The organism is Aerococcus sp. BD502 (genome assembly GCF_057919555.1).
The window spans coordinates 1,794,842-1,819,650 of sequence record NZ_CP147972.1; the positions used below are offsets into that span (position 1 = coordinate 1,794,842).

Below are 24,809 nucleotides of genomic sequence, written 5' to 3' on the forward strand. Positions count from 1 at the left end.
ACATTGAGAAAAGTTTTAATTGCTAATCGTGGCGAAATTGCTGTACGACTGATTAGAGCATGCCGAAAATTAGAATTAGAAACTGTGGCAATTTATTCCACTGTGGATCAAAATGCGCTTCATGTTGAGCTAGCTGATGAAGCGATTTGCATTGGTCCTGGGCCTGCTCATTTGTCATATTTAAATATGAAAAATATTTTGAGTGCAGCGATGGTCACCCATGCTGATGCCATCCATCCTGGTTATGGCTTTCTGGCTGAAAATGCTAAATTTGCCCACCTCTGTGAACGAATGAACATTACGTTTATTGGCCCCCGATCGAAAACGATTGAGGCGATGGGAAATAAATATAATGCCAAAAAATTTGTAGAAAATTTAGGCATTCCCACGATTGCGGGTAGTAAAAGTATCCCATCTAATTTGATAGAGGCTGAAAAGATAGCTAAGCAATTGAATTTTCCCATTATTTTAAAGGCTGTTGCAGGTGGCGGTGGCAAAGGCATGCGAAAAATTAATGACGAGGCTGACCTGAAGCACAAATTTACAGATGCAAAACGAGAAGCTTATCAAGCTTTTAGCGATGATCGTCTCTATATTGAGCAAATCATTGAATCGGCTCATCATATTGAAGTGCAAATTTTAGGGGATGGTCAGGGGCGTATTTGGACCTTTCCAGAAAGGGAATGTTCCTTACAAAGGAATCACCAGAAGGTCATGGAAGAAGCTCCGAGTCCAAGCTTATCGGAGACCTTGCGGCAAAAAATTATTCACGCTGCCCGATTAATTGGTGAAAAGCTCGCTTACCTTGGCTTAGGGACCGTAGAGTTCTTAGTCGACGAAGCTGGCCATTATTTTTTCATTGAAATGAATACGCGTGTGCAAGTCGAGCATCCGGTGACTGAGATGGTCACGGGGGTTAATTTGATTGAAGAGCATCTGGCCCTTTTACTTCATCAGATGTGTCAATTACCTGCGCATAGTCCAGCCTACCAAACCGCTTTGGAAGTGAGAGTAGTTGCTGAAGATCCTGAACGCCAATTTTTCCCCTCCACGGGGACGATCACTGCCTTATCTCTTCCCGAAGAGACAGGCAATATTCGTATTGATTCTGCATTGAAAATTTCTGATGCTATTTCACCTTACTATGATAGTCTGCTGGCCAAGGTACTGGTTACTGGTTCCCGCCGTGAGGAAGTGCTTAGGCAGATGCAATACACTTTACAGGACTTTCATATTGCTGGTGTGAAGACTAATCTGCCTTTATTATTTGCTTTATTAAATGCCGATTTTTTCCAAGAGGGCGACTACAATATCATGGATGTTGAAAATTTGTTAGAGCAGAAAGAGGCAATTTTTGAGCCCACTTACTAAGGAATGATATTTTCGTATGAATACCAACAAGCCTTATATCCCCAATGGCATGTGGCTTAAATGCCCACGTTGCCAGGAGATCATTCTTGATGAGGATTTAGGTTCCTATAAAATTTGTCCAGCTTGTGATTATCTTTTTCGCTTACAAGCGAGGGAGCGTTTACAACAGATTGCTGATATTGATTCTTTCGTGGAATTATTTAGGCAGGAGAAGGATTTTGATCCGTTAAGCTTTCCTGGCTATAAGCATAAAAAAACTCATTTAAGAGCAAAAACACAGGAAGATGAAGCCATTTTGACGGGTCAGGCAAGAATCGCTGCTGAACCCTGCTACTTAGGAATTATGGATACTCATTTTTTGATGGGCTCTATGGGACAAGCTGTAGGGGAAAAGGTTACTTTATTGTTTGAAGAAGCGCTCAAAATGAAGAAACCTGTTGTTTTATTTGTAGCAAGTGGCGGTGCCCGTATGCAAGAGGGCACGATCAGTTTAATGCAGATGGCTAAGACGATGCAGGCGGTCAAAAAACATGCGAACGCTAAACTATTTTATCTTGCCGTCTTGACAGATCCCACCACGGGAGGTGTCAGTGCGAGTTTTGCACAAGCTGCAGATATCATCTTGGCTGAGCCGGAAGCCCTAATTGGCTTTGCGGGACGTCGGGTGATCGAACAAGCCCTTCATCGGAAGATGCCTAAGGATTTTCAAACGGCTGAATACCAATTAAAACATGGTTTCATTGATCAAGTGGTTCCTCGGCCTAAATTAAAAACAGTTTTAGGAAATTTGCTAGCTTGGCACCATTAGGAGGTCGGCATGCCAAAAAATACACATCTTCGCGCAGCCCAAATTGTGCAAAAAGCTCGAGCCAATGATCGGCCCACAGCAAGAAATTACATCCACGCTATTTGTGATGACTTTTTTGAATGCCATGGCGACCGCGCTTATCAGGACGATCCGGCTATTATTGGCGGTCTTGGGCGAATTAATGGTCAAACCGTAACGATTGTGGCGACTGAGAAGGGACAAAACCTCTCAGAACGACAGTATCACAATTTTGGTTCTCCCCATCCTGAAGGTTACCGTAAGGCTATTCGACTTTACAAACAGGCAGCGAAATTTAATCGACCAGTGCTAAATTTTATTGATACAGCTGGGGCTTACTGTGATGATGAAGCAGAAAATCGGGGAATTGGCCAAGCGATCAGTGAGGCATTAGCTACCTTGGCTGATCTTCCTGTTTTCTCTTTAGGGGTGATAGTAGGGGAAGCAGGTAGCGGAGGAGCTTTAGCATTGTGCGCATGTAATCAAATTTGGATGCTCGATGATGCAACTTTTTCAGTGCTTTCGCCAGAAGGCTTTGCTGCCATTTTATGGAAGGATGCTAAATTATGGCGGGAAGCCAGTGAGGTAATGAAATTGACGGCGAAAGACTTGCAGCAATTAAATGTTATTGATCGGCAAATCTATTCAGGCGGCTCTAAGACGTATTTCTTCCAAAAATTAAAAAAAGATATCACTCAAGTCCTGCAGAAAGCAAAAAAATTCACACCCGCAGAAATACAACAACAGCGTTATTTTAAGTATCGGAATTACTAATGGATGAGGGATATGGGATGATTAAGGCTTATATTGATGGGGCGATGAATCCTAAAACAAAAAAAGCAGGGGTTGGCCTAGTGCTCTTAAAAGATGCCCAACAAGAGCAATTAAAAGCACCGGTAATCCCTGCCGTTGATAATCATTATACTGAATTTCAAGCCTTAGCATTTTTATTAGACTATTTAAAGGAGGAAGGCTACCAAAACGAATTTATATTTTGCTATAGTGATAGTCAGGTTTTAGTTGAAGCGGTGGAGCGTGGCTATTTAAAACGAAAAAATTACCAGGTCATTTTAAGGCAGGTTTTAGAAGAACTCGCTTTTTTCCCTCATTTTTATCTTTCTTGGCTGGCTGATCAGCATAATTTAGGGGCTGATCAATTAGCCAAGCAGGCACTACAAATGTCTTATTTATCTCCCCAGAATTGAAACAGATCCGTCCTTAATTTACCATTATATAATTTACGCCTTTTTGTTGCTTTAGCCCCGTAATAATCTTCAAATTTTAAGTCACTAGTGAGAATATATTTACTCCAAGTTGTCATCGGTCGGAAAACATTTCCTATAGTGCGATAGAGTTTATGCACGGAATCCTTATTTTCAAGCCGCTCCCCATACGGAGGATTGCAAAGCATAATGCCAAATTTTTGGTCGGTCGTGAAATCAGCAACTTGCATTTGCTTAAAGTGAATTTGCTGGTGGACGCCGGCTTTTTTGGCATTTTCTTCCGCAATAGCGATCATCCGATGATCAATATCAGCAGCCAAAATATCCAATTCAATATCATGATTAACACTCCCTTTTGCTTGCTCTCTCAGTTCTTCAAAGCTTTCTGCAGGGAAATTGCGCCAATCTTCACATAAAAATGTGCGGTTGAGACCGGGAGCAATGTTCATTGCCCAGCGTGCTGCTTCAATTGGGATGGTGCCAGAACCGCAGGTAGGATCTGCAAAAGGTCGATTGGGGAACCAGGTTGTCAAAGCAAGCAAGGCAGCTGCCATATTTTCCTTCAAGGGCGCAGGGCCTTTATGCAGTCGATAGCCACGTTTAAACAAACTGTCTCCTGTTGTATCGACGGTCAGCATGGCTTTATTTTTTCGAATACTCACCTCAACGGGGTAGCTAGCACCGCTTTCTGGTAGTTTACCTTGCCGGTGGTAAATTTGCTTCATCTTATCGACAATGGCCTTTTTCGTGATGCTTTGGCAGCTAGGGACAGCATGAAGGCTGGAACGAATAGAGCGACCACTGACTGGAAAGTTGGCATCCATGGGTAGAATATCTTGCCAGGCTAGTTTTCGTACACCTTCATATAGCTCATCAAAAGTGGTGGCCTTAAAAGTCCCCATGATAATTTTAACTCGATCGGCAATTCTTAAATGAAGATTTAATTTGGCAATATCATGCTCGTTGCCAACGAGACGGACAGCGCCATTTTCGACTTGACAGTCATAACCTAAATGTCTAATTTCCTTGCCCACCAAGCCTTCTAGGCCACTGGCACAAGGCACAAGTAAATCGAATCTCATCTTTATCCTCCTTGGTCAAATAAAAAAAGAGGGAGACCCTCTTGTAAAAGCCTCCTTGCAGATTCCTATAAGCCATGTTCTGTTCCTATTGTTTTGAGGCAAAACAATAGTTGGTAACTATCTATCTGCATATACTGCCTTGCTTTTGGTTGTGTTCCCATCGGCAAGTGCCCCTACCTAGTTTGGGTTGCTCACTCGTGGGGTTTACCCGTTCCACTCAACTTGTCACCAAGTTGACTTCGTCACTGTGGCACTTTCAGGACTACTATAACTGCACGCAGTTAGTTTATCCGCCGTTTTCACCCTTAACTTATTGTTTTGTTAAGCACGAACACTACAAGCCTCTCAGCTTGTGTGAGCATGGACTTTCCTCAGATGTTGCCATCCGCAGTTACCCAGAATCTGCAAGTCTAATTATAGCGGTTTAAAATCTTTCTGTCTAATGCTTTGAGTAGATCATGGTGTTATCTGCTTCCTTTGGGGAAGCATTTTGGTCTTCCAAAGCTTGGCTGCCAAACACTGCTTTTTCTAATTTTGATAAGCGCCTTAAAATATCATAATTTGTGGTATGATTGCTTGTTTTATAGTTTATTGCACCTCGATTTAGTGCGTTTTGCTTACCATTTTTTTGCTCTCTTTTTAAACGTTCGATTTCATCATTTAAAAAACTAATTTCCTTTTCAAATGATTCGTAGTCGCGAATAATTTTGTCTAAAAATTCGTCAACTTCTTTCATATTGAAGCCACGAATCGCTGGTTTAAACTCTTTTTCTAAAATATCTTTTGCGGAGAGAATCCTTTTTGTCATGCTTACACCTCATTTATATCTAATGTTCATTATAGCATAAAGCTAGCGCATTTTTTCATGATTCGTATGTTAATATATAAACAAATACTTAACTTTGTCAATAAGGAGCATCATGGTGGATTATATCGAAGTGATTATTGAAACGGAGCTTGAAAATCAAGAATGGCTTGAGGAATTATGCATGGAATCAGGAGCTCTGGGTACGGCAACATATTCCAGGGAACAATTTGATCAACTTCCCGAGCAATATGGTCGGTTAAAGCTTGAAAAAAATAGAGTAAAATTACCCGAAAAACCTCAGATTGTGGTTTATTATGCAATAGATCATTTTGAAGAGCAATGGAAGGCTTTAAAGGAATTGTTGCATAAATGCCTAACCCCTAACAGCTATCATCTTATATCAATCAAAAATCAAGATAATAAAAGCTGGGCCACCGAATGGAAAAAATACTACCAGCCAATTCAAATTAGTAGTCATTTACATATTATTCCGAGTTGGCAAAAAAGAGAGCAAGCTTTAAATGGTATTTCGATTTATTTAGATCCCGAGATGGCTTTTGGAACAGGTGATCATCCGACGACTGTTTTGGCTTTACAGCTATTGGAAAACTATTTTACAGAGCAGGATCATGTCCTTGATTTTGGTACAGGTTCTGGTATTTTAGCCATTGTAGCTCAGAAGCTAGGTGCCCGTCGCGTATTGGGAATTGATATCGATCCTTTTGCCGTGGCCACTGCAAAGAAAAATGCCCATAAGAATGGGATTGAGAATATAACTTTTGTGACTCGTGATCATTTAAGGGAGCTACCTAAGAAATTTAATTTAATAACAGCTAATATTACAGCTGATATTTTAATTCCTGCACTTCCTGATATGTGGGAAGTTTTACTCCCAGAAGGCCGAATTATTTTGTCTGGTGTTTATACTGATTGTACAGAAACTTTAGAAGAGTCATTAGTAGAAGAAAATTTTATTATTAAACAGAAAAATCAAATGGGAGATTGGTATGCCTACTATGCAGTTAAAAAAGCTTAGCTAGTCTTCAATACGCTGAAAAAAGCTGGCCTATGCTATACTGGTGAGAGATGGGTGGTGATCGGAGTGTCGAAAATGAAAAATTATACAAAAGAAGAAACAATTCAGCTTTGTCGGGAATATATGCCTGAGGACAAGGTTAACCTCATTATTAAGGCTGCTAAATTCTCAGAACGGGCCCACCGAGACCAGCGGCGAAAATCGGGGGAACCTTATTTCATACATCCCACACAAGTAGCTGCCATTCTAGCTGAGTTAAAAATGGACCCGGATACAGTAGCGACCGGTTTTCTTCATGACGTGGTAGAAGATACTGGAATCAGTCTTGACGATATTGAATATTTCTTTTCAAAAACGATTGCCACCTTAGTGGATGGTGTCACGAAATTAGGTAAGGTTAAATATCGCTCGAAGGAACAGCAGCAGGTTGAAAATCATCAAAAAATGTTGCTTGCCATGGCCAATGATCTACGTGTTATCATGGTCAAATTGGCGGATCGTTTGCATAATATGCGGACATTGAAATGGCATCGCTTAGAGAAAAAGATCCAAATTTCGAGAGAAACTTTAGAAATTTATGCGCCATTAGCGGATCGTCTAGGGATGAATCAGATCAAGTGGGAACTAGAAGATACTTGCCTTCGTTATATGAATCCCGAGGCATATTATTCGATCGTTCATTTGATGAATGCTAAGCGTAACGAGCGAGAAAAATATATTGAACATTTTATTGAAAAGTTGAAGAAGCAACTTAAAGATTCAATTGAAGAGGGTTATGAGATTTATGGGCGCCCTAAACACATCTATTCCATTTACAGGAAGATGAAGGAGCAGGAAAAACCTTTTTCAGAAATATATGATTTGCTGGCTATACGTGTTATTGTCCACACTTTGAAGGACTGCTACACTGTTTTGGGCATTTCACATACGACTTGGAAACCATTGCCAGGACGTTTTAAGGATTATATCGCCATGCCCAAGGCAAATATGTATCAGTCGCTTCATACCACGGTGATGGGGGATAAGGGGTCTCCGGTAGAGATTCAAATTCGAACCTTTGAAATGCATGAGGTTGCTGAATACGGGGTGGCTGCTCACTGGGCCTATAAAAAGGGTGTCAAAGAGAAGGTTAAGCAAGACACTTTAGATGCGCAAATTGCCTGGTTCAAAGAAATCCAAGATCTCAGTCACGATAGTAGCGATGCTAAAAATTTTGTTAATGCCGTTAAGGAAGACATCTTTAAAGATAAGGTTTATGTCTTTACACCGCAAGGCGATGTGCAAGAATTACCCAAAGGTGCTGGGCCGTTAGACTTTGCCTACCAAATCCATACGGAGGTGGGTAATCAAACAGTGGGCGCAAAGGTGAATAATAAAATTGTGCCCCTAGACCATAGTCTCAAAAATGGAGATATTGTTGAGATACTCACGTCTAAAAATTCAGTAGGCCCCAGCCGAGATTGGATTAAATTTGTGCAAACTAATCGAGCGCGGAATAAAATTAAACGTTTCTTCAAACTAGAAGATCGTGAGCAGGCTATCCATGATGGCTGCCAGGCGCTGGAACATAAGCTTAGTAAAGAGGATTATGTGCTCAAGGATGTCCTGACGAAAGATCTGCAAGTTCAGTTGGAAGATCGCTTTAATGTTCATTCTATGGAAGATCTTTATGCAGCTATCGGCTTTAATGAATTATCCACAACGGCAGTAGCTAACCGGATTATGGAAGCAGCGGACCTCCTTAAAAAAGATGAGCAAGAGGAGAATTTAGAGAAAGCCCTAGCCAGCAAAAAGGAACAAGCTAAACCAGCGATGTTGGTCAAACATAAAGATGGGGTCCTGGTTGAGGGCGCTGATAATATGCTCTTTCGCTTAGCCCACTGTTGTACGCCGGTCCCCGGTGATGATATTATTGGCTACATTACTAAGGGGCGGGGAATTTCAGTTCACCGCAAGGACTGCCACAACATTACTAAAAATAAAAATATGCAAGAGCGTTTAATTAAAGTTGAATGGGACGAAGATCATTCCGAGGACGTGGTCTATGATGTTGAGCTAACCATCACCGGCTATGAACGTAATGGCCTATTGAATGAAATTATTCAAGTGCTAAGTCCTTTGACAAAAACGATCTCCAATATTAATGGAAATATCGATCCACAAACGCACACGGCAAAAATTATTGTCCGAATTGGAATTTTAAATGTGCAAGATTTAACTTTAATTAAGGATAAAATTAAATCGATTCCAGATGTTTATACTGTTGAACGAACCATGAATTAATTAAGGGAGGCTTATTTTGAGAGTTATTATTCAACGCGTTAAAAGCGCTGAAGTTGAAATTGCTGGTAAACTTGTGAATAAGATTGGGCAAGGCTTTTTACTTTATGTCGGAGTTCATGATTCAGATGATCAGGAAACGGTGAAGTATATGGCTCGAAAAATTAGTCGTATGCGAATTTTTGCTGATGAAGAGGGAAAAACGAATTTAAGCATTCACGATGCGGGGGGCGATATACTATCGATTTCTCAATTTACCCTTTATGCCCGAACGAGAAAGGGCAATCGACCAAGTTTCACCGATGCTGCTGAACCATCCTACGCAAAACAGCTCTATGCCGATCTTAATGACTGTCTGCGCGCTGAGCATCACTTGACGGTTCGAGAAGGGGAATTCGGGGCTGACATGGCCATAAAATCGATTAACGATGGTCCTTTCACCATCATTCTTGATAGTCAGGAGAATTAAACTAAGAGGCTGGGAAAAAACTCAGTCCCAGAATATAAAAAACGCATCAATTTATTTCGAAAATAAATTGATGCGTGTTGATATTTTATAAAGGCAAAGCGAGTTCCAGCCTTATAATAAAAGGTAAGCAAACCGAAGGAGGAAATCGCTTTGTATCAAAATTATACCACAATGGAAACAGCTTTTCAAAAACGGACCCCGAAGCCACCTTCATGTGTATGAAAGAAGACCCCATGAAAAAACGGGAGTTAAAGCCTGGCTATAATCTCAAGTTGCTTCAAGTCATCAATATATTATTGACTTTGATATTTTCCCGAACCCTACCGATACGCGTACCCTCATTCCGTTTTTAAAAGCAAGCCCAACGCTTGATCGGTTCCAATATATTGTTGCAGATGCGGGTTATTGGAGTGAAGAGAATGATATGGCGATTATTGACGACTTTGATAAGATTCCCTTGATTCCTTATAGCATGTATCATAAATAACAAAGTAAAAAATATCGAAACAATCCTAAACATCGTGAGAACTGGCAGTATGATGAGATAGAAGATTCCTATACGGATTTAGATGGCGTCCATTTTATTTTTTCACATTATCGGACTCTAAAAGATAAAAACGGTTTCCAAAGGCAATTTAAAGTTTATCAAGCCGATACTGAACAAATGGATGACCGTTTAAATGAGCTTGCGAAAACTCCGACAGGACGTCAGCGCCAGACGGCGGTCAATCTTAATTGGGAATATTTTAAGCACCAAGCAAAAGAGAATTTAGAAAGCACACCTGGAAAAGAAATCTATGCGCAACGTAAAATTGACATAGAGACCGTTTTCGGACGGATGAAAGGTGTCTTTGGTATGCGCAGAACACATGTGAGAGGCAAACAAAGCGTATATAATGATATCGGAATGATGCTGATGAGCATGAATTTAACGAAATTAGCCCTTAAAGCTCGGCGAAGAACAGAGGCTCTTCGTAATCATTTCTCTAAAGGTAAAAAATGCACTGAAGGAAGCCAAATATGGATAGCTTCAATGCATTTTTTATTATTTGGGGTGACTTATTTCCCAACCCCTTGTCTTATTGAAAGTAAATAACGAGAGCCTGATACACAGCTTCAGCTACTTTTTGCTGGTAGGTTTCTTGATTAAATTTGCTGACATCATTGGGGTTACTCATATAACCCAGTTCTAATAATAAACCGAGGTTTTCGCTTTCTCGAATCACCTGAAAATCTCCAAATTGAATACCATTATTAGGGATTGGCAGAGTTTCAAGAAGCTGGTCTTGAACTGTTTTTGCTAAAGGAATTGAGCTGTCGTGGTAGTAATAAACAGTTGATCCAGAATAAACCTCCTGCTCAGCTGCGTCATAGTGCAAACTAATAAAAAGATCTGGCTTTTGCTCATTATTTATTTCTACTCGCCGATCAAGGCTCACGGTCTCATCATGGTCGCGGGTAAGTAGAACCGTTGCGCCTGCCTCCTCTAGTTTTTCTTTTAATGCGAGTGTGGATTTTAAAGCGACATTTTTTTCATAAAGACCTTTGTCTTCATTGATGGCTCCCGGATCCTCTCCCCCATGACCAGGATCAAGTAGAATTGTTTTTTGGGCTAGGGTAGTCGTAGCTTGTTTTTTTTCAGCGAGCTTCTTCATGGCTTTGCTGTTTGACTTGGCTAACCAATTAGCGATGTAACCCTCTTGACCATTAATGGTTCGAATATGGTAGAAGGGGCCTTCTTGTCCTAAGTAGGCAAATTTTTCATTTTGCTTTCCTTTAGCAACTACAGGAGCGTCCGTTTTAGGAGCTTCACGAATGTTAACCCCTTCTGTCGTTGCTTGGACTTCAAAATTATACTTGGCCAAGAATTTCTTTATTTCTTCTGTATCTTCAATCGGGGTTGTTTCTTGCCAGGCATTGTTGATCGTACCCTGACTAATATCAAGATATTTTTGCTCGATCCAGCCGGTTTTATCTTCGAATTGAACTTGGACCCATTGCTTTTGGGTGTGTAGAATGGTTAATTTATCATTTTTGGCGACTTCTGCGATACGGTCCGTCGGTTGACTACCTTTAAAAATTGCGGCACGTTTAGGCAAGACCGTACCGATCATGCCCACCCTTTGTAGATTTTCTTTTGATTCATGAATCCAGTTAGGCAGCCAGCCCAGCCCATCAGCATATCGTGCTAAGTACCAGCCATTTTGTTCTCTGATCAATTGGTACGGTGCGCCCACAGTAAGTTGACCGGTAATATCATAGGTTAGGCCGGGACCAGAGCGTACATTCACAGGGGTGTGGTCAACGGTATTAAGGGACTCTTGATAGGTTTCATAGAGTAAATAGCTAGTCCATAAAATAAGGCCTAATAATACAGATAAAAATAGTAAATAGCTGCCGCGTTTAGTCTTGAGATGGTTGGGCATGGCTGCCTCCTTTCCATCATAAATTCTACCGGCAATTCGCGTAAAGCGCAATAGGAAGCGTTGTAAAAGTTGACTATTGTTCAGATAATGAGTATAATATTTGTGAAATCCAATGAAAGAGACAAATTTTCTGTTGAGGTTTAGCGAAGTCCGTGTGGTGAGAGGGGCTCCTTGGCATTGAATTTAGGGACACTCTTGAGGAGGCCAAGTCCGGTTGATCCGTTATCTCTTTAAGTAGCTTGACTAGTAAATTAAGGTGGTACCGCGAATCTCGCCCTTATTCCTAAATAGGAATAAGGGTTTTTGTTTTATTGGTATACAAATTAGACCAGAAAGGGGAGACTCCATGATTCAAAAACCCAAAGGCACCGCTGATATTTTGCCTTCCGATATTGGGGTTTGGCAATATGTAGAAGGAGTAGCCAGAAAAATATTTAAGCAATTTGGTTACGCTGAAATTAGGACGCCAATGTTTGAGCAGTTTGAACTATTTCACCGGAGTGTGGGGGAGAGTTCAGATATTGTCACTAAAGAAATGTATGATTTTAAAGATAAAGGCGATCGACACCTGGCTTTAAAACCGGAGGGGACAGCTCCAATTGTTCGAGCCTTTGTCGAAAATAAGCTTTATGGCCCTGAATACCCCAAGCCTTACAAGGTTTATTATATTAGCCCATTCTTCCGCTATGAGCGTCCTCAAAGTGGCCGCCAGCGTCAATTTCACCAGATTGGGGTGGAAAGTTTTGGCGTTAATGCGGTGACAGTTGATGCAGAAATCATTGCGATGGCCTGGGAATTTTTAACACGATTAGGACTGAAGGATCTCGAGCTACATATTAATTCTTTAGGAGACGAAGCATCAAGGCAACGTTATCGTGAGGCCCTTATTGCTTACTTTAAGCCTCTTAAAGGGCAGCTTAGTGAAGATTCAAGAAATCGTTTAGAGGTGAATCCCTTACGAATTTTAGATTCCAAGGATGAAGCGGATAAAAAACTCCTTGCTAAGGCACCGAAGATTGAAGATTATTTGAGTCAAGCTTCTAAGGACCGTTTTGAACGTTTAAAAAATTTACTGGACATTCTAGATATTCCTTACATGCTTGATCCTAATCTTGTTCGTGGTTTGGATTACTACCAAGAGACAATTTTTGAAATTATTGCCCATGATGAAGTCTTTAACGGAGAATTAACCGTTTGTGGGGGTGGTAATTATGAAGGCCTCGTGGAAGAAGTTTCTGAAGGGAAAGATGATAGTGTTGGCTTTGGCTTCGGTATTGGTTTTGAACGCTTGCTTTTGTTAATGCAAGCTCAAAAAGTAGCGCTTCCCGAAGTAGAGCGACCTGATTTATATATCGTTGGCATTGGCGAAGAAACCGAAAATTTTGTGATGAAGTTACTCTTAAAATTACGCCGTCAAGGAATTATTGTGGAGCGCGACTTCCTCAATCGGAAAGCCAAAAAACAGTTCCGTGAAGCGGATCGCCTAGGAGCCCAATATGTCCTAGTCATTGGCTCTAAAGAATTAGAAAGTGGCCAACTAACGCTCAAGGAAATGTCCTCAGGAGAAGAGTCACCAGTAGCTCTAGAAAACTTCTGCCAGGAACCTAAAAATTACTTAAAGTAATATCATAAAAAAGGAGATTAATGAATGAAACGATCAACATATTGCGGTTTAATTAACAAAAAATGGGTTGGAGAAACTGTTCATCTATCCGGCTGGGTACAAAAGCGTCGCGACCTTGGCGGTGTTATTTTTGTTGACCTGCGGGATCGTGAAGGCTTTGTTCAAGTCGTCATGAATGTCGAAAATCTTGGGGAAGATTTCCATTTTGCCGAAGAATTACGTTCTGAATATATTATTGAAGTTTCGGGTGAAGTCGTTGAGAGAGACGAAGAGATGATTAACCCGAAATTAACGAATGGCGATGTTGAAGTCATGGTTAAAGAGCTAAAAATTTTAAGTAAAGCCAAAACACCACCATTCCAACTTGAAAATGCCGGGGATGTTAATGATGATATTCGTTTAGAGTATCGGTATTTAGACTTACGTCGGCCTAAAATGCTGAATAATTTAATGCTCCGCCATCAAGTCACTAGCGCTATGCGTTCTTACCTCAACGAACACGACTTTTTAGATATTGAAACGCCATATCTGACTAAATCCACCCCTGAGGGAGCACGGGACTATTTAGTTCCTTCTCGTATTCACGGCGGCGAATTTTATGCCTTGCCGCAGTCGCCACAGCTATTTAAACAGCTGCTGATGGCAAGTGGTGTTGATCGTTATTACCAAATTGTTCGTTGCTTTAGAGATGAAGATTTACGAGGAGATCGTCAGCCCGAATTTACACAGGTTGACCTGGAAACTTCTTTCTTGGATCAGGAAGAAATTCGCGACCTTGTTGAGGGTATGTTGAAGTATGTGATGAAGGAAATCAAGGGTTTAACTTATGACAAACCTTTCCCTATTTTGACTTACGATGAAGCTATGTCGCGTTTTGGAACGGATAAGCCTGATACCCGCTTTGGCTTAGAATTAGTTGATATCTCTGATTTAGTCGGGGAATATAATTTCAAAGTATTTAATCAAGCTGTTGAGAACGGGGGCTTGGTGAAGGCTATTAACGTTAAAGGTGCGGCAGAAAAATACTCCCGGAAAGACCTTGATAGCCTGACTGACTTTGCCAAAACTTATGGGGCCAAAGGAGTCGCCTGGATTAAGGTTACTGAAGATGGATTTAGTGGTCCAATTGGCAAATTCTTTAAGGACAAGCCTGAACCACTCAAAGAACGTTTGGATGCCGAAGCAGGGGATATTTTGGTCTTCCTAGCAGATAAAAGTAGCATTGTTCACCAAAGTTTAGCAGAAATTCGTTTGAAATTTGCCCGTGAGCTTGAATTACAAGATCCAAGTACCTTTAACTTCTTGTGGGTTGTTGATTGGCCACTCTTTGAATATGATGAACAGGAGCATCGTCTGACAGCTATGCACCATCCATTCACTCACCCTAATGACGACGATGTGGAACTTTTAGAGTCAGAACCTGAAAAAGTTTATGCCAAAGCCTACGATATTGTTCTCAATGGCTATGAAGTTGGTGGAGGCTCGATTCGTATTCATGAACGTGACTTGCAAGAAAAAATGTTCAAGGCTTTAGGTTTCACCCCAGAACGTGCTCATGAGCAATTTGGTTTCTTATTAAAAGCTTTGGAGTATGGCTTCCCACCCCATGGCGGTTTAGCCCTTGGCTTGGATCGCTTAATTATGATTCTTGCCGAAGAAGAGAATATTCGTGAAGTCATTGCTTTCCCTAAGAATGGCCGAGCGATTGATCCATTAACTTCCGCACCTAGTGAAGTATCCGAACAACAACTTAATGAACTGAGCCTCGCGATTAATCGGATTGATATTGACTAAGCAGGCTAAATAGCTGTCCCGCTAATCTAATCCGTTGCAGTGCTCAAGGTATGTGCTATACTTGAAAGCACTAGGGGGAATGAGTCATGGGATTTATCGAAGATTCCTTAGAAAGATTAACCTCTGCTGGGTACAAAGTGACCAACCAGAGACGAAGTTTACTAGATGTTTTTAACCATGAGGATGACCACTATAAAAGTGCGAAAGAAGTTCAGGATGAAGTTCTACAGGAAACAAGTGGCGTTAGTTTAGATACTATCTACCGGAACCTAAAAATATTAACAGACTTAAACATTATTGAAGCACAAGATATTAATAATGAAACTTGTTATCGCAAGCATTGTGATCCCCAAATGGGCCACCACCATCACTTTATCTGTACGCAGTGTGGGAAAACAATCCCTATTGAGGAATGCCCACTGGAAGAGTTTCGAAATCTTTTACCCAATTGCCAAATTAATGAGCACAGTTTTCGCTTATTTGGCCTTTGTGAAGACTGCTTAAAAGAAAAAAGTAATTGACGTGTGGGGCGCTTGAGGGATATAATGAGGAATGTAGCATTTTCCTAATCGAAAATGAATGTAGACGAGGGGAGGTAATCTTAATGGGTAAGACAGTCGTACGTAAAAACGAATCATTAGATGACGCTCTTCGTCGTTTTAAGCGTAACGTGTCTAAATCAGGCACACTTCGTGAATACCGTAAAAGAGAATATTACGAAAAGCCTTCTGTGAAACGTAAGAAAAAATCAGAAGCCGCTCGTAAGCGTAGATATTAATTCGGTCGAAGAAACCTGGAGGAATTCCGGGTTTTTTCTTTGTTAAAAAATATAGCTTTGCTATAATTAAGAAAAAACACAGGAGGTCTTATTTTGGCAAATAAGCAGGAAGAAAGTAAATATGAGATCGTAAACCCTGATACTATTTCATTCTTTTTGGATCTTAAGGAAGAGCACCTTAGAATGTTAGAAGATGCTTTTTCTACAGAAATATTTGCCTTAGGTCAGGAAATAACGGTGAAGGGTCCTGATCACATGCTTGTTTTTAAACTAATCCAAACGATTGATGAATTGATTGGTGCCGGCCATACACTTAGCTCTTCTGATCTAGCTAATGGGATTCAATTGACCAAGGAGAACAAATTATCTTTTTTTGAGAGTTTGTTTGATCAACCCATTGGGAAAACTTTTTCCGGTGAGGAATTAAGGGCAAAAACAGAAGGGCAGTTGGCTTATGTCAGGGCTATTGAAAGTCATGCCGTTACTTTGGGCTTAGGACCAGCCGGAACAGGGAAGACTTTCCTAGCTGTTGTGCTTGCGGTCCAGGCTTTGAAAAAAGGCCAGGTTAAACGAATCATCGTCACTCGGCCTGCAGTCGAAGCCGGTGAAAGTCTTGGTTTCTTACCAGGGGACCTTAAAGAAAAAGTAGACCCCTATCTCCGGCCTATTTATGATGCTTTTTATAGTATTTGTGGCACTGAATATACGGAGCGTCTTCTAGAGCGTAATGTGATCGAAATAGCTCCCTTAGCGTATATGCGAGGCAGAACTTTGGATGATGCTTTTGTGATTTTAGACGAGGCACAAAATACCACCGTTGCCCAGATGAAAATGTTCCTCACGCGTTTAGGTTTTGGCTCTAAAATGCTAGTAAATGGTGATGTTTCGCAGATTGATTTACCACGTGGGGTAAAGTCGGGTTTAGTTGATGCCCGGGAAAAATTAAAAAATATTTCGGATATTGCCATTATTCAATTCACAGCTGAAGATGTTATTCGCCATCCAGTGGTTGCAGCGATTATCAAAGCTTACGGTGATTAATATCCCCTAAGTCAGGAGGATCAATATGTTAGAGATTGACTTTTATGATGAGCACCAATTATTAACGGAGGAACAACGGACTACGCTCCATGACTTATTAAATTTAGCCAGCCAAGTCCTCAAGCTAGCCGGAAATTTTGAAGTTGACATTACCATTTTAACGGACACTGAAATTGAAAAAATTAATGCGACTTATCGTCATGTGGATCGTCCTACCGATGTTTTAAGTTTCCCCATGCAAGATGGAACACAAGATGAAACAGTGATTTTAGGCTTACCCAAACAATTTCCAATAGCTTTGGGGGATATTTTTGTCTCTTATGAAACTTGCCAAGCACAAGCCATAAAATATGGCCATAGTTTCGCACGTGAATTAGGTTTTCTTGTCGTACATGGTTTCTTACATTTGAATGGTTTCGACCATGACACGAAACCGCACGAAGCGGAAATGTTTGCCTTGCAGAACGATATTCTAGATCGTTTTGGTTTGGGGAGAAATTATGAGTAGAAATGCTTTTAAAAATAAATCATACTGGCAAAGTCTAAAACATGCCTGGGCTGGCTTAGTGCTCACTTTTAAAAACGAGAGAAATTTTAGAATTCAGCTTGGCTGCTTGCTATCTGCTTGTCTTTTAGGTGGCTACTTCCATATCAGCCTCTCAGAGTGGCTGAGTATTCTTTTTGCCGCTGCTTTGGTTTTATTTGCTGAGCTCCATAATACGGTGATTGAGTCTTTAGTCGATCTTCATGTAGGAGAATATTTTCATCCACTGGCCAAGAAATGCAAAGATGTGGCTGCAGCTGCTGTATTACTAACCGCCATGCTGGCTTTATTAGTCGGTTTATTTATTTTTATACCTAAATTTTGGGCATTGTGGGAAGGATGTAAAATGTAATGACCGTTTTTAAATCAGGTTTTGTCACACTAATAGGCCGCCCTAATGTTGGAAAATCAACCCTTTTAAATCGCCTGGTACAGCATAAGGTTGCGATTACTAGCGCAAAACCCCAAACGACTCGAAATGTGATTCGCGGCATCCATACTGATGAAAAGGCGCAGTTGGTTTTCCTTGATACACCGGGAGTGCATAAGTCCAAAAATAATCTAGATAATTTTATGTTACAAAGCATTTCCCGTGCCTTGGAAGCTGTTGAGGCTGTCCTTTTTATTTTGAATGTCTGCGAAAAAGTTGGCCCTGGGGATCGCTATATTTTGGAACAATTGGATGACTTGCCCGTTCCTATTTTTCTGCTGGTCAATAAAATAGATCAAGTCTCTACCAAGCAACTGGCAGAGTATTTAGAGGATTTAGGAGCGACTGAAGCCTTTGAAGCGATTATCCCCATCTCCGCCCGCACGGGGGCAGGCCTGGAAGAACTGATGGATCATCTATTAAAAATATTGCCAGCGGGGCCTAAGTACTACCCAGAAGATATGGTGACCGATCACCCTGAATATTTTGTGATTTCTGAACTTATTCGTGAAAAGGTACTGTCCCAAACCCATGATGAAATCCCACACTCAACGGCGGTAAAAGTAACAGAAATGAAAAAAAGTAAAGAGGGCCTTATTCATATCTTTGCTGATATTTATGTGGAGAGAAATTCACAAAAAGGAATTGTTATTGGTCGAGCAGGAAAAATGATTAAGGCAATTGGCAGCCAGACGAGGCCAGAAATTGAAGCCCTCCTCGGCGAGCAAGTTAATCTAAAATTAGAAGTAAAAGTTGAAAAAAATTGGCGTAAGCACCAATTTTCATTAAAAAATTTAGGTTATACTCTTGATCCACACTAAATTCTGAGGTGAGGGAATGAGTCAGTATTATCAAAACTTTGAGGGAATTATTTTTTCGGTTAAACCTTATCGCGAAAAAGATCAGCTTTGTCAGATTTTCACCAAAGAAACAGGCAAGCGGATGTTCTTTCTTCGGCGAGGACAAACAGCAAAAAAAGCGATTCGTTTAACCCCACTTGTCCGGGGAAGTTTTGTTGGCCATCTGCCAGAACAAGGTTTCTGCTTTATCAAGGATATTGTGCAAGTGGCCTTTCCTAAAGTAATTCTTTTTGATATTGAAAAGCAAGCCTGTGCCGGATACATGCTGCAATTAGTGAATCGGGCGCTAGCGGAAAATGAAGCTTGTCTCAAGGTTTATCAAAAGCTCTGGCTTGGCCTTCAAGCTATGGAAAATGGTATTGATGCTTGGACTTTAGCTCAAGTTTTTGCCTTACAGATGCTTCCATATTTTGGTGTTGAACCAATTTTTTCGCATTGCGCTATATGTGGAAACGAGGAGGGGGCCTTTGATTACTCGATGAAGTACCACGGTATGCTTTGTGAGAAACACTGGCCCCAAGACCCTAACCGATTACACTGGACGCCTAATAGTTCTTATTTGGTAATGAAGTATGCAGAACTTCCAATTGATAAAGTAGGCCAGGTTCATTTATCTACACCACTCAAAAAAGATATTCATCACCACATTGATGACCTCTATGATGAATATACGGGGGTTTACTTACAAACCAATCAGTTTCTCAAAGAGTTATTCGGCCTGTATAATCCGCTTGACGCTTCCAAGGGGGATAAAGTATAGTAGTGGTAGATTATGAGGAAATTGAAACCTTGTGAAAAAGGATAATCAGCTTATCGCGTTTAAGTGTATGGCTCAAGGGACATGTGTTTCTTTAAAACAGATTCTAATCCTATGTGTGTTATCCATACATAGGTTTTTTACTTGTTAACCCTATATTGTTGGTGGGAAGGTTGATATTATGATAACGATTCAGGAAATGATCTTACGATTACAGGAATTTTGGACGAAACAAGGTTGCTTACTGCTCAATGCTTATGATACGGAACAAGGAGCCGGTACAATGAGTCCTTATACGATATTAAGGGCAGTAGGACCTGAACCTTGGAATGCTTGCTATGTCGAGCCTTCACGTCGACCAGATGATGGTCGTTACGGGGAAAACCCTAATCGTCTTTATCAACACCACCAATTTCAAGTGGTCATGAAGCCTAGTCCATTGAATATTCAAGAGCTTTACTTAGATAGTCTTCGCGAATTGGATTTAGTTCTTGAGGATCATGATGTTCGATTTGTGGAGGATAACTGGGAAAACCCTTCGATGGGCTGTGCAGGACTTGGCTGGGAAGTGTGGTTGGATGGGATGGAAATTACCCAATTCACATATTTTCAGCAAGTTGGTAGTTTAGATTGCCATCCTACCACCGTTGAGATTACATATGGGATTGAGCGATTAGCTTCTTATATCCAAAATGTCAATAATGTTTTTGATTTGCAATGGGGTAAGAATGTCTACTATGGCGATATTTTTAAGCAGGCGGAATTTGAACATTCTAAGTATACCTTTGAAACTGCTGACGTCGCTGGGTTGAAAGCTGCTTTTAAATTCTATGAAGATGAAGCTCTCGAACAAATTAATCAGCAGCTTGTGCATCCTGCTTATGATTATATTTTGAAATGCTCACATACCTTTAATTTATTGGATGCTCATGGCGTGGTCTCTCAAACCGAAAGACAGGACTATCTGAGCCGTATCCGTAATATGGCTAGGAAAGTTTGCCGATTATTTGTTGACCGCCGCCGTGAATTAGGCTACCCATTGTTGGATCGTAAAACGGCTGAAAAATTGCTTAGTGAGGAGACTCAAAATGACTAAACATAATTTTTTATTGGAAATAGGCATTGAGGATATGCCGGCCCGTAGCGTTCGGCCAACCACGGAACAACTTAAAACAAAATTAGCAGCCTTCCTTAATGAGCAATGGCTAAGCTATGACCATATCAAAGTATTTGGCACTCCCCGACGCTTTGCGGCTTTAGTGTCTGGCTTGGCTGAAATGCAGGAAACGCGGACTAAAATTCATCGCGGACCGGCCAAGCGGATTGCTGTTGATAAAAATGGTGAATGGACCAAAGCAGCAAAAGGTTTTGCACGCGGTAAGAATGTCTCCCTTGCGGATCTTTATTTTGATGAGGAAAAAGGAGAACCCTATCTTTTCGCTAAGGAAGAGCAGGGAGGACATTCAGCAGCTGAGATTCTCCCACTTGTTAAGCGCGTGATTAAAGAAATTGATTTTGTAGCCGCGATGAGCTGGTCTGACCACCTCTATCGTTACTTACGGCCAGTCCATTGGTATGTTGCCCTCCTAGATGATGAGGTCATTCCCTTTGAACTGATGGACGCTGTTTCCGGACGAGCAACACGTGGCCATCGCTTTTTAGCGCCAGGTAAAGTGGAACTGACCAATGCTAAGGATTATGAAAAAACTTTAGAAAAAGCTGCTGTCATTGCTGATCAAGATAAAAGAAAGCAAATGATTACTGAGCAAATTAAAAATTTAGAGCAGGAGTATGGCTGGCATGTTGATTTGCCTGGTGATTTATTAGAGGAAGTGACCCAGCTAGTCGAATATCCTACGGCTTTTGTAGGTGAATATGATAAGAAATATCTTTCTCTTCCTGAGCCAGTTTTAATTACAACGATGGCTGAACACCAACGTTACTTTAGTGTTAAAGGGGAAAATGGGGATTTAGAAGCTTATTTTATTGGTGTTCGTAATGGGGATGATAGGGCTTTAGAGCAAGTCATTCACGGGAATGAGAAGGTTCTCGTCGCGCGTTTAGATGATGCTCAATTTTTTGTGGCGGAAGATCAAAAGCATAGTATTGATGACTTTGCTGCTAAGCTGTCTAAGGTCACCTTTCATGAAAAAATTGGTACCATGGCTGATAAAATGGCAGAGACTCAAAAGATTGCCCGTGCTTTATACGATCACTGGGCTGTTGAGGATTTATTCGCTGCTGAATTACATACGGACTTCCTCAAGCAGATAGCTCGTGCTGGAGAGATTTATAAATTTGACTTAGAAACTCAAATTGTTAATGAATTTTCTGAGTTACAAGGAATCATGGGAGAAATTTATGCTGGGGAAGCAGGGGAAGACCCTATGGTTCAATACGCGATTCGAGAGCATTACATGCCTGTTTCCGCACAAGGAGATCTGCCAGAATCTCCTCTAGGCGTTCTTTATGCTGTAGCCGATAAATTACAGGCCATCATTCGTTTCTTTGAAATTGGTAAAATTCCTTCTGGTTCTAATGATCCTTTTGCTTTGCGCCGGCAAATGACTGGTATTGTTCAGATCCTTAGGGCCTATGACTTGCCTTTCGCTTGGGATTCATGGTTACCAGAAATTATTGCCTTAATTTGCTCTGATTTTTCCTATGAGGAGGTCGAAGCTTTAACCGGTCATATTTATGACTTTATGCTGCAACGTCTACGTTTCCAATGGCAACAAGCAGGTCTTTCGGCTGATCTTATTCAAGCCGTGTTGGCTTCAAATGATACGGATATTAATGATAAGTATGCAGCCGTTAAGACTTTATTAGACGTCCAAGATCAAGATGACTTCAAGTCAAATATAGAAGCTTGGAATCGAATCTTAAATCTGATCCCTAAGATGAAAGAAATGAAAATTAACCCTAAAGCTTGCCAAGAGGAATTATTGCAAACAGACAGTGAACGGCAACTTTATGATTTAGTGATGAGTTTAGATTTAGGGGAATCCTCGGCTGATCGGTACTATAGTCTCAGTGGTTTGGCTGATGCTATTGACGAATTTTTCGAAGAGAATATGATTTTTACAGATGATGAAAAGCTTAGGAATAATCGCTTAGCTTTACTGGCAAAGATTGCGGAAGAAGTATTGGAATTGGCTGATACAAAACAAATCAAAACCAAAGGAAGATAAACATGTCAAAATTTTATGACCGTGCTAAAATTTTTATTAAAGCAGGTAAAGGTGGAGATGGTTTGGTTGCCTTCTTAAGAGAAAAATATCGTCCCGATGGTGGCCCTGCGGGTGGTGATGGCGGCTGCGGGGGAAGTGTTATCATCAAGGTGGATGAAGGCCTCCATAATTTATCCCATTTTCGTTATCATTCCCATTTTAAAGCTAGGAATGGGGAAAACGGTATGACGAAATCGCGTTATGGAAAGGGAGCGGAAGATTTAATTCTTACCGTGCCACCTGGAACGATAATTCGTGATGCTAAAACGCATAAACTAGTCGCTGATCTGCTGCACCATGAGGATAGTGTTTGCGTGGCCCAGGGTGGACGTGGAGGTCGTGGCAATAAAAAATTTGCGACTCACAATAACCCAGCTCCTGAAATGGCAGAAAATGGTGAACCTGGGGAAGAAGTGGAACTTAATTTAGAGTTAAGGGTACTTGCTGATGTTGGCATTATTGGTTTCCCTTCGGTAGGAAAGTCAACCATCCTCTCTGTTGCCACAAATGCAAAGCCTAAAATTGCAACTTATCCTTTCACGACCCTCTCCCCGAATTTAGGGGTTGTCAATCTCTCTTATGATGAAACCTTCGTCATGGCTGATTTGCCTGGCCTTATCGAAGGAGCTGGCCATGGGGTGGGTCTAGGTTTACAATTTTTGCAGCATGTCAAACGGACAAAGGTACTCTTGCATGTCATTGACATGGCAAGCCTTGAAGGTCGTGATCCTTACGATGATTACCTTAAAATAAATCATGAGCTAGCGGAATATGATGAGCAATTACTAGATCGTCCCACAATTATTGTGGCCAATAAAATGGATATGCCCGCAGCAGCAGACAATTTAAAAGCTTTTACAGAAAAATTAGAAAACGAACAAAATCAGGATGAACAACCAGAAATTATTGAGATTTCTGCCTATACCCACCAAGGAATTAAAGAACTCCTCCGGGCGACATTTGAGCTGCTAGAAGATCATCGTGATGACTTTGCTACAGGGGAAACGATCATTAATCTCGACAGCGAAAGTGATGGAGATTCAAACACCTACTTTAAACTAAAGCCGATTAAGGAAGGCTTTTGGCAGTTATCTGGTGCCCCCATTGAAAAAGATTTTAAAATGGCCAATCTTGAATTTGATGAGAGCGCTAGGCGCTTTGCTAAAAAAATGGCAGCTAAAGGTGTCGACGATGCCTTGCTGGAAGCGGGCGCCCAAAATGGCGATATTGTTCGTATTCTCGATTACGAATTTGAATTCTTTGTTTAAAGGAGGGGTGCCATGCAAATTCAATTTCTTGGAACTAGCGCTGGGCTCCCATCCCGTTTTCGGAATGTCAGTTCTACTGCTCTGAAGTTACTTGAAGAAATGAATGAAATTTGGCTTTTTGATTGTGGAGAGGGAACACAAAGCCAAATTCTTCAAACAACGATTAAGCCAGCTAAAATAAGCAAGATATTTGTTACCCATCTCCACGGGGATCACATCTTTGGCTTACCAGGCTTACTCAGTAGTCGGAGCTTTCAGGGGGGAGAAAATACTGTCTTAGATATTATAGGTCCTGAAGGAATCCGCGAGTTTATAACTTCGGCCTTATCATTAAGTCGCACTCATCTCAGCTATCGTCTTAATTTTACTGAATTGAGTCAATCAGAAGGAATGATCAAGGAAAAACATGGTTATAACATTCACTATCATAAATTAGACCATAATATTACTTCTTATGGTTTTCGCGTTGAAGAGCCGCCCGCCTCAGGGAAATTATTGATGTCTAAGGTGGAAGCTTTAGGGATTACGCCAGGTCCGATTCTCGGTCGCTTAAAAAACAAAGAAACTGTGACCTTAACGGATGGTCGTGTGATTCATGGTAGGGAATTGCTGGGGCCTGATCGACCAGGACGTATTGTAACGATCCTAGGAGATACTAGACCTTGTTTAGGGACTGAGATTTTAGCTAAAAATGCGTCGGTTTTAGTACACGAGGGAACTTATGGTCCCGAAGCTAAAGCTCTTGCCCATAAACATTACCATTCGACGGTAGTTGATGCTTGTCAATTGGCAAAACGTTCACAGGTCGAGCAATTGTATATTAATCATATTTCTCCCCGGTACTTGGGGGAGAAAATCCAGCATCTAATTACTGCAAGTCGTAAAATCTTCCCTAAGAGCTATCTGGTTAAAGACTTCGATAGCTTTGATATCCTGGCTAAGAAATAATAAAGGTGGATTGA

24 protein-coding genes and 1 other RNA gene are annotated in these 24,809 nt (G+C 41.0%); 21 read left to right on the forward strand and 4 right to left on the reverse strand.

What is annotated here, in order from left to right; all coding sequences use genetic code 11:
• Positions 1-3 precede the first annotated feature (3 nt).
• Genes WF803_RS08580 through WF803_RS08595 form a run of 4 tightly spaced genes read left to right on the forward strand, consistent with a single transcriptional unit; the run spans position 4 to position 3,402 of the window.
• Positions 4-1,371 (forward strand): acetyl-CoA carboxylase biotin carboxylase subunit, encoded by a 1,368-nt coding sequence (locus tag WF803_RS08580; protein WP_489611057.1) that lies wholly within the window; start codon positions 4-6, stop codon positions 1,369-1,371.
• Between the two features lie 16 nt (positions 1,372-1,387).
• Positions 1,388-2,179 carry an acetyl-CoA carboxylase, carboxyltransferase subunit beta gene (accD, locus tag WF803_RS08585; RefSeq protein WP_489611058.1) on the forward strand — a complete coding sequence of 264 codons (792 nt, stop codon included), beginning with the start codon at positions 1,388-1,390 and terminating at the stop codon, positions 2,177-2,179.
• 9 nt (positions 2,180-2,188) lie between these two features.
• On the forward strand, positions 2,189-2,971 hold the full coding sequence (gene accA, locus WF803_RS08590; protein WP_489611059.1) for a carboxyltransferase subunit alpha: 783 nt from the start codon (positions 2,189-2,191) through the stop codon (positions 2,969-2,971).
• Positions 2,972-2,988: 17 nt separating this feature from the next.
• Positions 2,989-3,402: a ribonuclease HI family protein gene (locus tag WF803_RS08595; RefSeq protein ID WP_489611060.1), complete on the forward strand. Its 414-nt coding sequence runs from the start codon at positions 2,989-2,991 to the stop codon at positions 3,400-3,402.
• Here the strand turns inward: WF803_RS08595 and WF803_RS08600 are convergent.
• The 3 genes from WF803_RS08600 to gpsB all read right to left on the reverse strand — a co-directional run bounded on the left by WF803_RS08600 (position 3,381) and on the right by gpsB (position 5,310).
• A complete protein-coding gene (locus WF803_RS08600; protein ID WP_489611061.1) occupies positions 3,381-4,502 on the reverse strand; it encodes a THUMP domain-containing class I SAM-dependent RNA methyltransferase in 1,122 nt (373 codons plus the stop codon). The two genes, WF803_RS08595 and WF803_RS08600, sit on opposite strands and share 22 nt — an antisense overlap.
• Before the next feature lie 63 nt (positions 4,503-4,565).
• Positions 4,566-4,905: RNase P RNA component class B (gene rnpB / locus WF803_RS08605), an RNA gene on the reverse strand.
• 36 nt (positions 4,906-4,941) lie between these two features.
• Entirely contained in the window at positions 4,942-5,310 is a 369-nt protein-coding gene (gene gpsB / locus WF803_RS08610; RefSeq protein ID WP_489611062.1) for a cell division regulator GpsB, read from the reverse strand.
• 115 nt (positions 5,311-5,425) lie between these two features.
• On the opposite strand from gpsB, the gene prmA reads away from it, so the two are divergent.
• The 4 genes from prmA (at position 5,426) to WF803_RS08630 (ending at position 10,191) form a co-directional block, all read left to right on the forward strand.
• Positions 5,426-6,346 (forward strand): 50S ribosomal protein L11 methyltransferase, encoded by a 921-nt coding sequence (prmA, locus tag WF803_RS08615; protein ID WP_489611063.1) that lies wholly within the window; start codon positions 5,426-5,428, stop codon positions 6,344-6,346.
• Positions 6,347-6,421: 75 nt separating this feature from the next.
• A complete protein-coding gene (locus WF803_RS08620) occupies positions 6,422-8,629 on the forward strand; it encodes a RelA/SpoT family protein (RefSeq protein WP_489611064.1) in 2,208 nt (735 codons plus the stop codon).
• A 16-nt stretch (positions 8,630-8,645) separates the two neighbouring features.
• Positions 8,646-9,095 (forward strand): D-aminoacyl-tRNA deacylase, encoded by a 450-nt coding sequence (gene dtd, locus WF803_RS08625; protein WP_489611065.1) that lies wholly within the window; start codon positions 8,646-8,648, stop codon positions 9,093-9,095.
• A gap of 583 nt (positions 9,096-9,678) precedes the next feature.
• A complete protein-coding gene (locus WF803_RS08630) occupies positions 9,679-10,191 on the forward strand; it encodes a transposase (RefSeq protein WP_489611922.1) in 513 nt (170 codons plus the stop codon).
• Here WF803_RS08630 and WF803_RS08635 read toward each other — a convergent pair.
• Positions 10,175-11,521 carry an N-acetylmuramoyl-L-alanine amidase gene (locus tag WF803_RS08635; RefSeq protein WP_489611066.1) on the reverse strand — a complete coding sequence of 449 codons (1,347 nt, stop codon included), beginning with the start codon at positions 11,519-11,521 and terminating at the stop codon, positions 10,175-10,177. The two genes, WF803_RS08630 and WF803_RS08635, sit on opposite strands and share 17 nt — an antisense overlap.
• 346 nt (positions 11,522-11,867) lie before the next feature.
• Here WF803_RS08635 and hisS point away from each other — a divergent pair, with 346 nt between their 5' ends.
• From hisS to rnz, 13 genes are all read left to right on the forward strand, one after another.
• Entirely contained in the window at positions 11,868-13,145 is a 1,278-nt protein-coding gene (gene hisS / locus WF803_RS08640; protein WP_489611067.1) for a histidine--tRNA ligase, read from the forward strand.
• A gap of 24 nt (positions 13,146-13,169) precedes the next feature.
• Entirely contained in the window at positions 13,170-14,939 is a 1,770-nt protein-coding gene (aspS, locus tag WF803_RS08645; RefSeq protein ID WP_489611068.1) for an aspartate--tRNA ligase, read from the forward strand.
• An 86-nt stretch (positions 14,940-15,025) separates the two neighbouring features.
• Complete coding sequence (locus WF803_RS08650; RefSeq protein WP_489611069.1) at positions 15,026-15,460, forward strand: Fur family transcriptional regulator; 435 nt, start codon at positions 15,026-15,028, stop codon at positions 15,458-15,460.
• Between the two features lie 83 nt (positions 15,461-15,543).
• Positions 15,544-15,717 (forward strand): 30S ribosomal protein S21, encoded by a 174-nt coding sequence (gene rpsU / locus WF803_RS08655; protein WP_489611070.1) that lies wholly within the window; start codon positions 15,544-15,546, stop codon positions 15,715-15,717.
• A 93-nt stretch (positions 15,718-15,810) separates the two neighbouring features.
• Positions 15,811-16,758: a PhoH family protein gene (locus WF803_RS08660; protein WP_489611071.1), complete on the forward strand. Its 948-nt coding sequence runs from the start codon at positions 15,811-15,813 to the stop codon at positions 16,756-16,758.
• A gap of 25 nt (positions 16,759-16,783) precedes the next feature.
• Positions 16,784-17,266 carry an rRNA maturation RNase YbeY gene (gene ybeY, locus WF803_RS08665; RefSeq protein ID WP_489611072.1) on the forward strand — a complete coding sequence of 161 codons (483 nt, stop codon included), beginning with the start codon at positions 16,784-16,786 and terminating at the stop codon, positions 17,264-17,266.
• Complete coding sequence (locus WF803_RS08670) at positions 17,259-17,654, forward strand: diacylglycerol kinase family protein (protein ID WP_489611073.1); 396 nt, start codon at positions 17,259-17,261, stop codon at positions 17,652-17,654. Before ybeY ends, WF803_RS08670 begins: the two co-directional genes overlap by 8 nt.
• Complete coding sequence (gene era / locus WF803_RS08675) at positions 17,654-18,553, forward strand: GTPase Era (protein WP_489611074.1); 900 nt, start codon at positions 17,654-17,656, stop codon at positions 18,551-18,553. Before WF803_RS08670 ends, era begins: the two co-directional genes overlap by 1 nt.
• 16 nt (positions 18,554-18,569) lie before the next feature.
• Entirely contained in the window at positions 18,570-19,352 is a 783-nt protein-coding gene (recO, locus tag WF803_RS08680; RefSeq protein ID WP_489611075.1) for a DNA repair protein RecO, read from the forward strand.
• 196 nt (positions 19,353-19,548) lie between these two features.
• Positions 19,549-20,445 (forward strand): glycine--tRNA ligase subunit alpha, encoded by an 897-nt coding sequence (glyQ, locus tag WF803_RS08685; RefSeq protein ID WP_489611076.1) that lies wholly within the window; start codon positions 19,549-19,551, stop codon positions 20,443-20,445.
• Entirely contained in the window at positions 20,438-22,540 is a 2,103-nt protein-coding gene (gene glyS, locus WF803_RS08690; RefSeq protein ID WP_489611077.1) for a glycine--tRNA ligase subunit beta, read from the forward strand. Before glyQ ends, glyS begins: the two co-directional genes overlap by 8 nt.
• A 2-nt stretch (positions 22,541-22,542) precedes the next feature.
• The gene (gene obgE / locus WF803_RS08695) at positions 22,543-23,847 is read left to right on the forward strand and encodes a GTPase ObgE (RefSeq protein WP_489611078.1); all 1,305 of its coding nucleotides are present in this window, start codon (positions 22,543-22,545) and stop codon (positions 23,845-23,847) included.
• 12 nt (positions 23,848-23,859) lie between these two features.
• A complete protein-coding gene (gene rnz / locus WF803_RS08700; protein ID WP_489611079.1) occupies positions 23,860-24,795 on the forward strand; it encodes a ribonuclease Z in 936 nt (311 codons plus the stop codon).
• The last annotated feature ends 14 nt before the right edge of the window (positions 24,796-24,809 follow it).

Bases quoted from the DNA above. Each gene is read 5' to 3' on its own strand.
- accD (WP_489611058.1), top strand. From the start codon at position 1,388: ATGAATACCAACAAGCCTTATATCCCCAATGGCATGTGGCTTAAATGC.
- accA (WP_489611059.1), top strand. From the start codon at position 2,189: ATGCCAAAAAATACACATCTTCGCGCAGCCCAAATTGTGCAAAAAGCT.
- WF803_RS08595 (WP_489611060.1), top strand. From the start codon at position 2,989: ATGATTAAGGCTTATATTGATGGGGCGATGAATCCTAAAACAAAAAAA.
- WF803_RS08600 (WP_489611061.1), bottom strand. From the start codon at position 4,502: ATGAGATTCGATTTACTTGTGCCTTGTGCCAGTGGCCTAGAAGGCTTG.
- gpsB (WP_489611062.1), bottom strand. From the start codon at position 5,310: ATGACAAAAAGGATTCTCTCCGCAAAAGATATTTTAGAAAAAGAGTTT.
- WF803_RS08620 (WP_489611064.1), top strand. From the start codon at position 6,422: ATGAAAAATTATACAAAAGAAGAAACAATTCAGCTTTGTCGGGAATAT.
- WF803_RS08635 (WP_489611066.1), bottom strand. From the start codon at position 11,521: ATGCCCAACCATCTCAAGACTAAACGCGGCAGCTATTTACTATTTTTA.
- hisS (WP_489611067.1), top strand. From the start codon at position 11,868: ATGATTCAAAAACCCAAAGGCACCGCTGATATTTTGCCTTCCGATATT.
- aspS (WP_489611068.1), top strand. From the start codon at position 13,170: ATGAAACGATCAACATATTGCGGTTTAATTAACAAAAAATGGGTTGGA.
- WF803_RS08650 (WP_489611069.1), top strand. From the start codon at position 15,026: ATGGGATTTATCGAAGATTCCTTAGAAAGATTAACCTCTGCTGGGTAC.
- rpsU (WP_489611070.1), top strand. From the start codon at position 15,544: ATGGGTAAGACAGTCGTACGTAAAAACGAATCATTAGATGACGCTCTT.
- ybeY (WP_489611072.1), top strand. From the start codon at position 16,784: ATGTTAGAGATTGACTTTTATGATGAGCACCAATTATTAACGGAGGAA.
- WF803_RS08670 (WP_489611073.1), top strand. From the start codon at position 17,259: ATGAGTAGAAATGCTTTTAAAAATAAATCATACTGGCAAAGTCTAAAA.
- era (WP_489611074.1), top strand. From the start codon at position 17,654: ATGACCGTTTTTAAATCAGGTTTTGTCACACTAATAGGCCGCCCTAAT.
- recO (WP_489611075.1), top strand. From the start codon at position 18,570: ATGAGTCAGTATTATCAAAACTTTGAGGGAATTATTTTTTCGGTTAAA.
- glyQ (WP_489611076.1), top strand. From the start codon at position 19,549: ATGATCTTACGATTACAGGAATTTTGGACGAAACAAGGTTGCTTACTG.
- glyS (WP_489611077.1), top strand. From the start codon at position 20,438: ATGACTAAACATAATTTTTTATTGGAAATAGGCATTGAGGATATGCCG.
- obgE (WP_489611078.1), top strand. From the start codon at position 22,543: ATGTCAAAATTTTATGACCGTGCTAAAATTTTTATTAAAGCAGGTAAA.
- rnz (WP_489611079.1), top strand. From the start codon at position 23,860: ATGCAAATTCAATTTCTTGGAACTAGCGCTGGGCTCCCATCCCGTTTT.